Annotated in this window: 15 protein-coding genes; 2 read left to right on the top strand and 13 right to left on the bottom strand. The window is 46.5% G+C overall.

Annotation, left to right across the window (positions count from 1 at the left end):
- Position 1: 1 nt before the first annotated feature.
- Positions 2 to 583, bottom strand: a complete 582-nt coding sequence (locus C5I45_RS03105; protein WP_044052869.1) for a beta-class carbonic anhydrase — start codon at positions 581 to 583, stop codon at positions 2 to 4.
- Between the two features lie 400 nt (positions 584 to 983).
- Here C5I45_RS03105 and C5I45_RS03095 point away from each other — a divergent pair, with 400 nt between their 5' ends.
- On the top strand, positions 984 to 1,949 hold the full coding sequence (locus C5I45_RS03095; RefSeq protein WP_015387656.1) for a 2-hydroxyacid dehydrogenase: 966 nt from the start codon (positions 984 to 986) through the stop codon (positions 1,947 to 1,949).
- Between the two features lie 204 nt (positions 1,950 to 2,153).
- The gene (locus tag C5I45_RS03090; protein WP_223151841.1) at positions 2,154 to 2,543 is read left to right on the top strand and encodes a ribonuclease; all 390 of its coding nucleotides are present in this window, start codon (positions 2,154 to 2,156) and stop codon (positions 2,541 to 2,543) included.
- 59 nt (positions 2,544 to 2,602) lie between these two features.
- Here C5I45_RS03090 and C5I45_RS03085 read toward each other — a convergent pair whose 3' ends face one another.
- From C5I45_RS03085 to C5I45_RS03030, 12 genes are all read right to left on the bottom strand, one after another.
- Positions 2,603 to 3,349 (bottom strand): arylamine N-acetyltransferase family protein, encoded by a 747-nt coding sequence (locus C5I45_RS03085; RefSeq protein WP_014305898.1) that lies wholly within the window; start codon positions 3,347 to 3,349, stop codon positions 2,603 to 2,605.
- 24 nt (positions 3,350 to 3,373) lie between these two features.
- On the bottom strand, positions 3,374 to 3,631 hold the full coding sequence (locus C5I45_RS03080; protein WP_003151495.1) for an HPr family phosphocarrier protein: 258 nt from the start codon (positions 3,629 to 3,631) through the stop codon (positions 3,374 to 3,376).
- Between the two features lie 23 nt (positions 3,632 to 3,654).
- Complete coding sequence (gene whiA / locus C5I45_RS03075) at positions 3,655 to 4,605, bottom strand: DNA-binding protein WhiA (RefSeq protein WP_003151494.1); 951 nt, start codon at positions 4,603 to 4,605, stop codon at positions 3,655 to 3,657.
- A gap of 26 nt (positions 4,606 to 4,631) precedes the next feature.
- Positions 4,632 to 5,585, bottom strand: coding sequence for a gluconeogenesis factor YvcK family protein (locus C5I45_RS03070; protein ID WP_007407422.1), 954 nt, complete (start codon positions 5,583 to 5,585; stop codon positions 4,632 to 4,634).
- Entirely contained in the window at positions 5,582 to 6,469 is an 888-nt protein-coding gene (rapZ, locus tag C5I45_RS03065; protein WP_012118535.1) for an RNase adapter RapZ, read from the bottom strand. The genes C5I45_RS03070 and rapZ overlap by 4 nt, the downstream gene beginning before the upstream one ends.
- A gap of 25 nt (positions 6,470 to 6,494) precedes the next feature.
- A complete protein-coding gene (locus C5I45_RS03060) occupies positions 6,495 to 6,962 on the bottom strand; it encodes an 8-oxo-dGTP diphosphatase (protein WP_003151491.1) in 468 nt (155 codons plus the stop codon).
- 273 nt (positions 6,963 to 7,235) lie between these two features.
- A complete protein-coding gene (trxB, locus tag C5I45_RS03055; RefSeq protein ID WP_007407423.1) occupies positions 7,236 to 8,186 on the bottom strand; it encodes a thioredoxin-disulfide reductase in 951 nt (316 codons plus the stop codon).
- Positions 8,187 to 8,392: 206 nt separating this feature from the next.
- The gene (locus tag C5I45_RS03050; protein WP_003151485.1) at positions 8,393 to 9,805 is read right to left on the bottom strand and encodes a peptidoglycan DL-endopeptidase CwlO; all 1,413 of its coding nucleotides are present in this window, start codon (positions 9,803 to 9,805) and stop codon (positions 8,393 to 8,395) included.
- A gap of 397 nt (positions 9,806 to 10,202) precedes the next feature.
- On the bottom strand, positions 10,203 to 11,657 hold the full coding sequence (locus C5I45_RS03045) for a tetratricopeptide repeat protein (protein WP_003151482.1): 1,455 nt from the start codon (positions 11,655 to 11,657) through the stop codon (positions 10,203 to 10,205).
- A gap of 115 nt (positions 11,658 to 11,772) precedes the next feature.
- Complete coding sequence (locus tag C5I45_RS03040) at positions 11,773 to 12,834, bottom strand: sensor histidine kinase (RefSeq protein WP_003151480.1); 1,062 nt, start codon at positions 12,832 to 12,834, stop codon at positions 11,773 to 11,775.
- Positions 12,831 to 13,508, bottom strand: coding sequence for a response regulator transcription factor (locus C5I45_RS03035; protein WP_003151478.1), 678 nt, complete (start codon positions 13,506 to 13,508; stop codon positions 12,831 to 12,833). Before C5I45_RS03035 ends, C5I45_RS03040 begins: the two co-directional genes overlap by 4 nt.
- 36 nt (positions 13,509 to 13,544) lie before the next feature.
- The gene (locus C5I45_RS03030) at positions 13,545 to 14,150 is read right to left on the bottom strand and encodes a hypothetical protein (RefSeq protein ID WP_003151476.1); all 606 of its coding nucleotides are present in this window, start codon (positions 14,148 to 14,150) and stop codon (positions 13,545 to 13,547) included.
- Positions 14,151 to 14,236 lie beyond the last annotated feature (86 nt).

The following is a 14,236-nucleotide window of genomic DNA, read 5'->3' as shown; positions in this document are numbered from 1 at the left end:
GTCAGCTGCATCCTCCTTTGACTGTTTCATAACCGTCAACGACTACATCCAGCGTCCCCGTTCCCGGATCGATCACCAGCCCGTGCACCGGCACCTCTTCAGGCAAGAGCGGATGATGCCTGACCATATTCACGCTGTGGGCCACGCTTTCTTCGACGCTGTGAAAACCGGTCAGCCATGTTTCCAAATCGACTCCCGCATGCTGCAGAAGGCTGAGACATTTGTCCTCCACCCCGCGCTCTTTTGCTTTATTTAATATGGAAGCCGCATTTAATCCCGACATTCCGCACTCGCGGTGGCCTATGATGCAGACTTCCTCTGCCTGCAGTTCATAAACGGCAACCAAAATGCTCCGCATGACACTTCCAAATGGGTGAGAAACAATGGCTCCCGCGTTTTTTATGATTTTGGCATCGCCGTTTCTGAGTCCCATCGCCTGCGGCAGAAGCTCCGTCAGCCTTGTATCCATACAGGATACGATGACAAGCTTTTTTTTCGGGAATTTTGTCGTTTGGTAAGGTTCATATTTCCTTTCTTGAACAAACTGCTGGTTGTGCTCCAAAATGCTTGTTAAAGAAACCATTTTTCTATTCATCTCCCATCCGATTGTATTGCAAGCCTTCTTACCCAGCTTACAGTAAGGAATTATAGCACAGAAAAAGGCCTCAAAAGCGCTTTCAAAAAAAGACACGATAATTTGACTGTAAATTCAGATTATATTCATTTATATCTTTCAAAAATAATAAAATTTATCTTTACACCAACCTATAAAGCTTTTGAAAACAGCGGTTCCGCTCATTTTGCCTTCAGAAATATAGGCGGATTCTGTTATTGTTTGGAGAAATCAAGCATGTACATTCCTTTTTCTTTCATTTTAAGTTCAAAAGAACCAGAAATTTATCGTAATGCGTTTGATTATTTCTCACGTTACCGCTTCTCTTATATAATAAAATAGAGAAGAAAGACAAAGGAGGAGAAGCCCGTTGAAACCCTATGTATTCATCGCGAAACCGATACCGCCCGAAGTCGAACAAATGATAGGCGAGCATTGCCGCTATGACATCTGGAAAGAAGATACCATTCCAAAAGAGAAACTGTACGAAAAAATGAAAGATGCTGAAGGGCTGCTGACATCCGGAACGGCAATTGACAGTGATTTGCTGGATCACGCGCCGAAGCTGAAAGTCGTCAGCAATAATTCAGTCGGCTATGATAATTTTAATATTGAAGAAATGAAAAGACGCGGGGTTGTCGGCACGCATACACCGTACACCTTAGATGACACTGTCGCTGATCTGGCTTTTTCATTAATTCTGTCTTCCGCCAGACGGGTTGCCGAATTGGATCGATTCGTCCGCGCCGGCAAATGGGGAACCGTTGAGGAGGAATCTCTTTTCGGTATGGATGTCCACCATCAGACATTAGGAATTATCGGCATGGGCAGAATCGGTGAACAAGCTGCCAAACGGGCAAAATTCGGCTTCGATATGGACGTGCTGTATTATAACCGCAGCAGAAAACCGGATGCCGAGAAGGAACTCGGGGTTACATATGCCGACTTAGATACACTGCTGAAAACATCAGACTTTGTGCTTTTAATTACCCCGCTTACTGACGAAACGTATCATATGATGGGAGAGAGGGAATTTAAATTGATGAAAGATACGGCATGTTTCGTCAATATTTCCCGGGGAAAGACAGTTGATGAGAAAGCGCTCATCCGCGCATTGCAAGAGGGCTGGATAAAAGGCGCCGGTTTAGATGTGTTTGAAAAAGAGCCGATCGCCGAAGACAATCCGCTCCTGCAGCTGGAAAACGTCACATTGCTTCCGCATATCGGGTCAGCAACCGCAAAAATCCGTTTGAATATGTTCAAGCAAGCCGCACAGAACATGATTGACGCCGTATACGGAAAAACACCGAAAAACCTCACGAAGGAATTTCAATGAGATGAAAAATCCCGGCCGTTTCAGCCGGGGTTTATTTTTCACTAGATCAAAAGTACTATTTTAAAATTCTTTCTATTCCTTTCTCTTGATGCTGATACAATGAAAAGGAATCAGCTTCACATGATAAAAATGGGAGGTATTGCTTTGAAAAAACGATTATCGTGGATTTCCGTTTGTTTGCTGGTGCTGTTCTCCGCGGCGGGGATGCTGTTTTCAACGGCTGCCAAGACGGATACATCTTCTCACAAGGCGCACACTGAAGCACAGGTTATCAACACGTTTGACGGGGTTGCGGATTATCTTCAGACCTATCATAAGCTTCCTGATAATTACATTACAAAATCAGAAGCACAGGCCCTCGGCTGGGTGGCATCAAAGGGGAATCTGGCGGACGTCGCCCCGGGGAAAAGCATCGGCGGAGACATCTTCTCAAACAGGGAAGGCAAACTCCCTGCAAAAAGCGGACGGACGTGGCGTGAAGCGGATATTAACTATACATCAGGCTTCAGAAATTCAGACCGGATTCTTTACTCAAGCGACTGGCTGATTTATAAGACGACAGACCACTATCAAACCTTTACAAAAATGAGATAAACACATACAAAAAACGGCTTCCCTGCGGAGGCCGTTTTTTTGCAGAGAATCTGCAAGCTTCATATAAAATGAGCAGTAAATTTTTCTTCAAACTCTGAGCGGTCTATTCTGCTGTTTTCCGCCGTGCCATCGTGTTTTTTTATTGTTATATTGCGTTCAGACAGAACCATGTGCCCTTCCGGTGTCCGCTTAGAAGCAAGCAGGCGTTTGTTGAAAGGAGAACGTTCATGTTCAAAGATTGTTTGTTTCATAGACTTGAGGTCCTTTTCATCGATTTCTTCAAGCGAAAATGCGTAGCCTGTCTGCCAGCCGTCCCCTTTGTTCATTTCAAGCACGTATGTCCCGAATTCCGTCTCTTCTATCCTCACGCGGAACGCTCCGGCCGCTGATACCGTCTCGTCTCCCGACATCGGCACAGGCTGCATGGCGAGATTGAGGCCGAAGCCTGCATCAGCGATGTACTCATTTCCCCCGGCGGAAAGAAGTACGGCCGCATGTGTGCCGGGCAGCGCCCAGCCGTTTTTCCAGACCGTTCCGCGGATCAATTTGACATCAAATCCGGCATCTTTCAGGATGAAATAAAGCAGTCCGTTCAAGTCATAACAAAGACCGCCGTGAGGTTCCTTCACCATGTGCCGCCACAGTCCTTCTTTCGTGACGTCATATTCTTTTTTGGACAAAACGGCGCGGTTTTCAAACGGAAACCGATACGCGAGCGCCTTTAAAAACTCCGGCAGGTTGCTGAAATCGAGGGAATCCTTTTCCCAGCCTATCGTTTGATAACAATCTTTCAGAAACTCATTCATCGTTCCGTCCCCCTTACAAAGTGTTTACACTTCTTCCTGCACATAAGCGGACAACTTTTCCAGCGCTTCCTTTTCATCGTCGCCTTCAGCGATCAGAGTGACTTCCGTCCCCGTACTGACCGCCAGACTCATTAATCCCATAATGCTTTTGGCATTCACTTTCTTGCCGTTTTTCTCAAGAAACACATCTGATGCAAAACGATTTGCCTCCTGTACAAACAATGCAGCGGGGCGCGCCTGCAATCCCGTCTTTAAACGCACTTCCACTTTCCCCTGAACCATAAGATCTCCCCTTTTCTGTACGGTTATTTCAAAGTGATGCTTTGTCCTGTACGCAGCTGTTCTGCGATTTCATCGAGCTTTCTCAGCCTGTGATTGATGCCGGATTTGCTGATTTTCCCGCTTGCAACCATTTCCCCCAGTTCTTTCAGCGTGACCTCCTGATAATCAATCCGCAGCTGCGCAATTTCGCGAAGCTTTTCCGGCAGCGCTTCAAGACCGATCCGTTCATCAATGTATTTAATATTTTCCACCTGTCTGAGAGAAGCCCCGATGGTTTTGTTTAAGTTTGCTGTTTCACAATTGACGAGGCGGTTCACTGAGTTTCTCATATCTCTGACAATCCGCACATCTTCAAAGCGCAGCAGTGAATTGTGAGCGCCGATGACATTCAGAAATTCAGTGATTTTTTCCGCCTCTTTTAAATACGTAATATAGCCTTTTTTCCGTTCAAGCGTTTTGCTGTTCAGATGAAAATCATTCAGCAGGGCGCATAATGAATCGTTATGTTCCTTATAAAGCGAGAAGATTTCCAAGTGGTACGACGATGTTTCGGGATTATTCACAGATCCTCCCGCCAAAAACGCCCCTCTCATATAAGAACGTTTGCAGCACCGTTTCGCCACCAGTTCCTCAGAAATATTCCGTTCAAATACAAAGTTCTCCCCGAGGATTTTCAATTCCTCTAAAATCAGCTTTGCATTTTCAGAAAAGCGCACAATATAAACATTATTTTTTTTCAGCCGCATTTTTTTTCTGACTAACAGTTCGACCGATACATCATATTGTTTCTTCAGCAATGTATAAATGCGGCGGGCAATCGCCGCATTTTCGGTTTGAACGTCAAGCACGAGATGGCGGTTTGAAAATGACAGGGAACCGTTCATCCGAATCAGCGCGGACAGCTCCGCCTTGGCGCAGCAGTCCTTCACTTCCAGATTCGTCAGTTCTTTTTTTGTTTCCGATGCAAATGACATATTAGCCACCTCATTTCAAAAGGCCTCTAGTCCCTTAATAAATCGACAAGAAGAGAAGCCACTTTATGTGTATCGTGACGGATTACGCCATTTTTATACGTGATAATCTGATCCCTGATGACCTCAAGCCCCATGGATTTCAGCTTTTCAACATTGAAGTCGACGGGCCGGGCCAGCTCTTTCGCATATTTGCTTTTGATTTCGTCAGGGATCTCCTCATTGTTGATTAAGATCGTGTCGATAAACGGCTGCTCCATATGATCGTTCAGCGCCTTGACATGGTCGGCCGCGCTGTATTGAAGCGTCTCGCCGGGCTGTGTCATGACGTTGCATATATATACTTTTTTGGCCGCGGCCTTGACGACTTCCTCTCCGATTTTCGGCACGAGCAGATTCGGAAGAATGCTTGTGTACAGGCTTCCCGGACCGATAATGATTAAATCGGCCTGACGGATGACGTCAATCGTTTCCGGGAGCGGATCAATTTTCTCAGGCGTAAGAAATACCCGTTTAATCCGCTGGCCGTAAGAAGGGATTGTCGATTCTCCGGAGACGACCTGCCCGTCCTCCATTTCAGCGTGAAGAACGACACTGGTGTTGGCAGCAGGCAGCACTCTGCCGCGGACATTCAGCACCTTGCTCATTTCGGTGACAGCGTGAAAGAAATCACCGGTTATATTTGTCATCGCTGCCAAAATCAAATTGCCGAGCGAATGTCCGGTTAAGTCGCTTCCTTTGTTGAAACGGTGCTGAAACAGATTTTCAACGAGCGGCTCAACATCTGACAAAGCAGCCAGTACGTTACGAATGTCACCCGGCGGCGGAATTTGAAGTTCATCCCGCAGACGGCCTGAACTTCCACCGTCATCAGCAACTGTCACAATCGCCGTAATATCAACGGGCTTATGCTTTAACCCCCGAAGCAGCACGGACAGACCCGTTCCGCCGCCGAAGATTGCGATTTTCGGCTTCTTATTCATTTCCGGCTTCTCTTTTCAATGTCCCGGTGAGTGACATGAGTATAGAAATCTTTTTTAAAATAGTCAGCCAAATACTCAGCGAGCGTGACGGAGCGGTGCTGGCCGCCCGTACAGCCGATCGCGATGACAAGCTGGCTTTTACCTTCCCGCTTATAAGACGGAAGCATAAAGCCGAGCAGATCAACAAGCTTTTCAATAAACTTTTGTGTTTCGTTCCACTTCATCACATAGGATGACACTTCCTCATCTTTCCCCGTAAGCGGCCTCATGCTTTCAATGTAGAACGGATTCGGCAGAAACCTTACATCAAACACGAGGTCGGCATCTATCGGAAGCCCGTATTTGAAACCGAATGACATCACGTTCACTGTAAATGTTTCACCTTGGTTCGTGGCAAAATGCGCCACGATTTTTTCACGCAGATCACGCGGTTTCATATCCGATGTGTCATAGATCAGCTGAGAGCGCCCTTTCAATTCTTCAAGCAGCTGGCGTTCCAGCGCGATTCCTTCAAGAGGAAGCCCGGTAGCGGCCAGCGGGTGAGAACGCCTCGTTTCTTTGTATCTCGTCACAAGGATGGAATCCTTAGCGTCTAAAAAGAGAATGCGCGGTGTAATCCACGGATTTTCCGCCATTTCATCCAGCGCCTCAATCAGCCTGTCAAAAAATTCACGTCCCCGCAGATCCATGACAAGCGCGACCTTGCTCATTTTTGAACTTGATTCTTTCATCAGCTCCAAAAATTTCGGCAGCAAGGAAGGCGGCAGATTGTCGACGCAAAAATAGCCGAGATCCTCAAAGCTTTGAATGGCGACGGTTTTCCCCGCTCCAGACATTCCCGTAATGATGACGAGCTGAATATCATGGTTTTCATTCATACTCATCTTTCTCCCCCCTGCGGTCTTTCTTTTATTTGATAAGCTGCGGATCTAAACGATAGCTGAGCAGCTCGAAGTCCGGCGTATACGTAAAGGTGCCGTGCAAAAGCCCTTGGCCCTTGATCATAAAATCAAGGATATGCCCGTCTCCGGGGGCCATCGGAAGGCTGTGGATATCTTTTACGTCATGCCACTTCAGAACGCCTTCCTCTGATTCAGCGACATTCCGCCCCGTGTAGGAGTCGGCGACGAAAGTAAACATCATCCACTCTGACACGATTTGTTCCTGTTCCTTAATAATAAAGGTAAACACGCCTTTTAACTGCGGATTTAGTATATAAATGCCCGTCTCTTCTCTGTACTCTCTGATGACGGAATCTCTGACGGATTCGCCGCTTTCCATCTTCCCGCCGGGCGCGACCCACCAGCCCCGTCTCGGCTTTTGGAGAAGGAGAACCTGATCATCTGTCTGCAGCACACAATTTGTCACTCTTTGCACAAGTACGTCACCTAACCTTCTCAACAAATCATCGTCTCTTCATTATACCGTTTCGGCATGTCTCTCACAATGCAGAGACACCGACATCCTTTTCTTTTATTTGACAGAAAACAAAAAATCGCAAAAAAAGGGCACGGATACTGGAATCCGTGCCAAAGTGTATTCATTAAAAAGGGGGTCAATTACTACATTCATCTTAAAACATCAGTATTTCACCCGTGTTACAGCGTAATTAAAACACAGTAACGATTCAAAAACTGAACATTACAGTGATTATTTAACGGTTTTGAGCGTTTCCTCAAGCTCTTCCACATAATGCTGAACGCTTTGAGCCGCAATACTTCCGTCGCCTGTCGCCGTTACGATCTGGCGGAGCGTTTTTTCACGGATGTCTCCCGCAGCGAAAATGCCTGGGACTTTTGTCTCCATTTGGGCATTTGTTTCAATGTAGCCTTCTTCATTTGTGATGCCCAAGTTTTCGAACGGTTTAGAAAGCGGAAGCATACCGATATAAATAAAGACGCCGTCAGCTTTGAATTCTTCCTCTTCTCCCGTCACGGTATCCACAAGAGTAAGTCTGCCGACTTTTCCGTTTTCCTCATGGATTTCTTTTACGGTTTTGTTCCATTTGAAGTCAATTTTCTCATTGTCAAAGGCACGCGCCTGAAGAATGCTTTGCGCACGCAATTTGTCACGTCTGTGAACGATGGTGACTTTTGAAGCGAAGCGTGTCAGATAGACGCCTTCTTCAACGGCGGAGTCTCCGCCGCCGACAACGACAAGCTCTTTATTTTTAAAGAACGCGCCGTCACAAACCGCGCAGTACGATACGCCGCGGCCGCCCAGTTCTTTTTCGCCGGGAACGCCGATCTTTTTGTATTCCGCTCCGGCAGAAATGACGATGGCGCGCGCTTTATATTCTTTTGAACCGGCTTTGACCGTTTTATATTCTTTACCGTCAACGATTTCTTTAATATCGCCGTACGCATATTCCGCACCGAATTTTTTCGCATGTTCAAACATTTTATTAGAAAGTTCAGGGCCGAGAATGCTTTCAAAACCCGGATAGTTTTCAACATCCTCCGTGTTGGCCATCTGGCCGCCCGGAATTCCTCTTTCGATCATTAATGTGGATAAGTTCGCTCGTGATGTGTAAACAGCAGCGGTCATCCCCGCCGGACCCGCGCCGATAATGATCACATCATAAATTTTTTCTTCTGACACCATGATTCACTCCTTTTCGAAATGGGGCGCACCCTATATGACTAAGAATCCCCATCAATCGTATTCCTTACCCATATCCTATTAAATCTGAGGGCAATTCGCTATTTTTTTGCTCATTTTTCTGAGAAACCGTGATTAGGGAGCTCCTGAGCGGGTATACAAATAAAGAAAGAGCCTTCCGGGATAGAAGGCCCTTGTCTTATTCATTATTGCACGACACGTCTTACATTGCCGTTGAATGCTTTCTTCCAGTAAGGGTTGCTCATAGAATCAATGGATACACCGTGTGATGTATTATCGTTCAGGAACGTTCCGTTACCTAAGTAGATGCCGACGTGGCCGTTTGTTTTATACGTGTTGAAGAATACTAAGTCTCCGCGTTTCATGTCAGACGCGCTTACTGCTTTACCTCTTCCGATTAATGTATCTGTGTTTGTGCCGCTTGCAGGTCCGAGATTAACGCCTGCGTTAGCATAAGCCCAGCGTACGAATGAAGAGCAGTCAAAGATACGGTTGTCAATATCGGATTGAGTGCGTCCGCCGCCGAATTTATACGGAGATTGACCCACAAGGCTTGATCCTACGCTGATCGCGCCTTCAATACCGCCTGAATTTGAAATAACAGATCCGCCGTCAGAATCATCTGAACCGCCGCTGTTATGAGATGATCCGCCTGAAGTGCTCTTCGGTTTGCTTGAGCTGTCAGATGAATCAGATGATGTTGAAACAGCCGCTTTTTTCACAGTTTTAACCGCCGGTGCCGGCTGGCTGTCATCTTTTTGGTTTTGGTCTTCAGAAGCTTTTTGCGCTTCTTCCTGTTTTTTGATCAGGGCAGCCGCAGCAGCCTGCTCAGCTTTAATGCGCTTCTGCTCTTTTTCAGTGTCAGCTTTTTGGTTTGCAAGCTGTGATGCTTCTTTTTTCAGATCAGAGATAGCGGAAGCCGCTTTTTTCTGACCGTTTTTCGCTTCGTCGAAAAGCTTGTCTTTCTGATCAAGCTGTTTGTTCAGGTCTTTTTGCATAGACTCGAGTTTCGCAAGATCATCTTGAACTTTTTTCAGCTTCACGTTAAGTTCAGCCTCTGCGTCTTCGAGTTTCGCTTTATCCTGCTCCTGCTGTTTGATCAGGTCTTTATCCGCATCAACGATAGAAGATACTGCAGTCGCACGGGAAATGAAGTCTCCGAAGCTTGTCGCCCCTAAAAGTACATCTATGTATCCTTGAGAACCGCCGTTTTCCTGTAAAGAACGAACGCGTTTTTTCAGGATTTCATTGCGTTTTTCAATACGCGCTTCTGTTTCTTTGATTTCTTTTTTCAAATCAGCGATCTGCTTTTTCGTTTTTTCGTTTTCAGCTTTTTTATCTTCGATTTTATTGCTTGTATCCAACGCTTTAGCGTTAATGTCTTTCAGTTCTTTTTCAATCTTAGCCTGCTTGTCCTGAAGCTTGGACAATTCTCTTTCTTTTGCTTCAAGGCTTGAAGCCACCTCAGATTGCTTGCTTTCAATTTTCGCTTTTTTGCTGTCTAATGTTTCCGCCGATGCAGTTTTTGTAAACGGGATCAAAAAACTGCTTGTCCCGATGACGGAAGCCAAACCAAGTGTTAATAAACTCTTTTTCACTTTTTCTTTCCTCCCTTTTACTTTAAACCTGTTCTCATTTGGAATTCTATTATGAACATCAAAGTTACGCTCCCTCACATGCCCGTGAGGCTGATGATTTTTATGTACGATTCTTTGAAACTGGTTAATTGGTATAGATTATACAGCACATGTAAAATAAACTAATCTCTTATGTACGAGACTCATTATACCATCATGTTTCGACAATTTTTATTACAGTTATATTTCAATGTGATTGCAAATCTCATATTTTGCAAAATAAACGGTGATTACGGCCTGATTTCGATTCAAAAAGCAAAAAAATACGTATGAATACCTCTTTTTTCGGCGGTAAAGTTCTGTTTTGCCCCTTTATGATAAAAAAAAGAACCGACTCTTTATATAGAAAGAATCGGTTTTATTCTAATATATCATCTATTTGTCTGATGTATTTCGAAAGGGTTGCCGGGGTTATACCGTAAACGGCGGCCGTTTCTTTTTTCGTCGTTTTTTCGCCGTTTGCTTCTTTCCATACGTATGCGATGGCTGCGGCCCATGCCCGCTCATTCTGTACGGCAGCGGCGGCGCGGATGTGCTGAATGACGTGAAAAACCCAGCAGCTCATGACGTCAGTTTTTAAACTGTCGGCTTCCGCTTTCTCCAGAAGCTTGACCGTCCGATACGTGAACAGCGCGTCACCGGAGACGCCTGAAGCGCCTTTTTCACCGGAAAGCAGCAGTCTGACGAAATCTTGTTCAAACGGTGAAACGGCGCGTTTTGCCGTCAGAACTTTTTCAAGCTGGTTCCGCTCTCCTTCAGCGCTGCTGATATAATAGGCGGCAAGCCGCTGTTCAAGTGAAGCAGGCAGCGGTTCCTGCCGCTCCGCCCAAGGCGCGGGCCGGTCTGATTCGGGAAATTCGGCTTCGGCCTTCTTCCAAATGGTTTCTGCAAATTCTGTGCGGCCTGTCCCGTAGGCTGAGGCGGCAAGCCAGTAATAAAACGTTTCGTCGCCTTCGAACCCGCTTTTGTAAAGAGAACGGAGCCATTTATAACCGAGATCATGTCTGCCGACAAGCGCAAGCGTCGCCCCCAGCTTATAGCGCTGTTCGAATAAAATCGGATACACGTTGGCGAGTTTTCCGCTCAATTCTCCGACTTTTTCATCTTCCCTCTCGTAATAGCAGAATACAAGGAGGTTGCACAGGGCATGGAGATTGCCTTCATTTTTCTCAAGCACTTCGAATACCGTCTGTTTCGCTTTTGTAACATTGCCTGAGTAAAAGTAAGCGAGCGCCAGGTTGTTGTATGCAGACCAAAGCTCGGGGTAATCGGCCGTAATCTCTTCAAGCATGACAACCGCTTCATGAAGCTGGCCGCTCTCAAGAAGCGTTTTTGCCCGGTCCTGCCTGATCAGCAGCTCATCCTGGTCATAGAGTGATTCGTTTTCACCCGCTTCGCCGAAATCCAAAAGCTCCATCAGATTTTCAATCTCTTCGCTGAATTCCCCGTCCGGATCGGCATCTGAATAAGCCGCCGCTTCTTTGTATGCTTCCTGAAAGAGCCCCAAATGCGCGAAATTATTCGCTTTAAAATAATGACACTCGGGCATTTCTTCTTTCAGGTTCACCAAAATAAAGTCGAACAGCTCATTTGACTGCTGGTAGTGGCCCATTTCAGAATAAATGACGGCCAGCCGTGACAGCATTTTGGAATCATTCGGTTCGAGATGGACGGCCCGCTGAATCAGTTTGCTGGCCCGTTTTAAATTCCGCTCTTTATATGCTTTTAAGCCTTTATGAAAAAAATATTGTCCATCCTGAAGCAGCTGGACAATTTGCGCGTGCTTTTTCTGTTCAGAAGTGTGTTTTCCCACAAATATCCTCCGTTTTATACGTATTACCGTCAGTAGTATACCATAAAACGGTTTCGCCTCAATAGTTCAAAAGACAGGATCGGCTTCGTTTTTTACTGGCTGGTTCGACCAGATTTTAGCTGTTTTTTTCACGAGGCTCGGCTGGAAGAATGACGCGGAAAAGGGTTCCTTCGCCGCGCTTGCTCTCAACCTCTATCGAACCGCCGTGCAGCTCTGCGATTTTTTGGGCGATGGACAGGCCGAGCCCGCTTCCCCCTGCGTTTCTCGCCTTATCCGCTTTATAAAACCGTTCAAATACCCGCTCCGCCTGTTCAGGCTCCATTCCGATTCCGTCGTCGGCGATTTCGACAGCCGCCGCTCCCGGCAGATCAACAATTTTAACGGAAATGCTGCCGCCTTCACCGGTAAATTTTACGGCATTGTGAATCAGATTCATCCATACTTGGCTGAGCAGCGCTTCATCTCCGTACACATACGACTCCTGTAAATCAATGAGAAACTCAATCTGTTTGGCGGACCATTCAGGCTCACAGGTCAATATGGTGCGCCGCAGCTGTTTGTCAATGCGGAACGGTTTTTTTTGTATCGGTTCGGTTTGGCGTTCAAGCGCAGTGAGCTTCAGCAGATTTTCACTGATTTTTGATAATCGTTCTGTTTCTGTCTCGATGATGTGTAAATAGCGCCCCCGCTCCTCATATGATAAATCCGGTTTTTTCAGGAGGTGCGCGTAGCCCTTTAATGAAGTAAGCGGGGTTTGGATTTCATGGGAAACGTTCGAAATAAATTCTTGTTTCAGCTTTTCCATTTCACTCAGTTCCGCGGCGAGTGTCGACAGTTCATCAGCCAATTTCGTCACGGGGTGGTCCCGTTCAATCTTCTCCATTTTCCTGGAGGCGGCCGCTGTGAAGTTGCCGCTCGACATTTGCTTGATCGTGGCGGTCAGTGAATCCCAGATCGCATGATGTCTTTCACGTGCTGACTTTGAAAAGATAAACATCGTTATAAACAGCAGACCGAAAACAAGCCAGAGCGTCAGAATCTGCTCGGCGTACGGCACAAGCAAAATCGGCCATATGAGACCGAATCCCTGAACGATCAGATGAGCCGCCAGCCATAAGAATGCGGTAACGGTGAGAAGGATGATGATTTTTCCAGCCGTTCTGAAGATCCGTTTCATTCTGTCACCACAAACCGATACCCGAGCCCCCGCACCGTATGGATGGCAAACGGATAGTCCTTTTCCGGAAACCGTTCCCTCAGCCTTTTAACATGCACATCAACCGTCCGCTCGTCACCTTCATAATCAAAGCCCCAAATATCTTCTATTAATTGTTCTCTTGAAAACGTCTTATTCGGATAACCGGCGAGCTTAAATAAAAGCTCAAATTCACGCCGGGGCAGCGTCAATCCCGCTCCGCCGCCGCGCGTTACGGTGCGGGATTGCTTATCTAATGTGATATTTCCGATGGTCAGCAGTTTTTCAGCGGTGATCCGGTACCGTTTCAGCAATGCTTTGACCCTTGCTTCCAGTTCAAGCGGCTCAAACGGTTTGACGAGATAATCATCCGCTCCGGAAGTAAAACCTTGCACTTTGTCCAGCGTTTCGCCTTTTGCCGTCAGCATCAAAATCGGAATGTCCGTAAAGCTGCGGACGGCTTCACTGACTTCAAACCCGTCCATTTTCGGCATCATCACATCCAGTATGATGAGATCAATAGGTGCTGATTCGATCAGCCGCACCGCCGCTTCCCCGTCTTCCGCTTCTGCGACGTCAAAGCCGCTCTGCTCCATCATGAGTCGGACAAGCTCACGGATATGGCGGTCGTCATCCGCAACCAATATGACAGCCATAAAAATCCCTCCTTCTGCTTTTTTGCCTGTCTTCTTTTAATGAATCGACATGATGTCTATTAACCGTCTTATTTTTTCATTGTCTCCTGTATCGACAGACACTTTTTTTGTATGGCGGATCATTTCCTCCGTCACTTCTTTCATTACGCCTTGATCAGTATCTTCACGAGACTCCCAGCGCAAAGGAACATTGTATACCTGAATGGTACCGTCACCATTGCTGCTGTAAGTGACTGACCCATCGACTAACCGGGAGCCTGCTAACTGCGTAACATCTTCGGGATAGCGGGCGCTCGTATGATCGTCAGGGTTGACGTATGCCCCGGCCGGAATGCGGCGAACGTTCAATTCATCTATCTGCTGATTTTCCCCAAGCTGCAGCCAGATGCGGGCATATTCAATTTGCAGAGGAGAATAATCTGCCGACAGGCTTTTGTCCGCAGAGATGTGATGTGAATCTTTGTTTACTGGTTCTTTTTTTTCTGCCGCTGATGCTGTTTCAGCCTTGTTGATGCCGCTGCTTTCTCCGGCCGGACTTGAAGAATGGCTCGGCTCTTCATCGTTACCGTCCGTACACCCGGCAGTCATGAATACGAGCAGTAAGGCCGCGTGCCAATAAAAAATCTTTGTGCGTTTTTTCATAATTTAACCCCCGCTTTCTATGAAGAGAACTCCGGCTGCAAAATAAAAAGCAGCTTTTTCAGCTGCTTTCTATTCATAAAGTCTTG

The sequence above is a fragment of the Bacillus sp. ZY-1-1 genome (genome assembly GCF_003047165.1).
GTDB classification, from domain to species: domain Bacteria; phylum Bacillota; class Bacilli; order Bacillales; family Bacillaceae; genus Bacillus; species Bacillus velezensis.
This window is presented reverse-complemented; position numbering and strand designations above follow the sequence as displayed.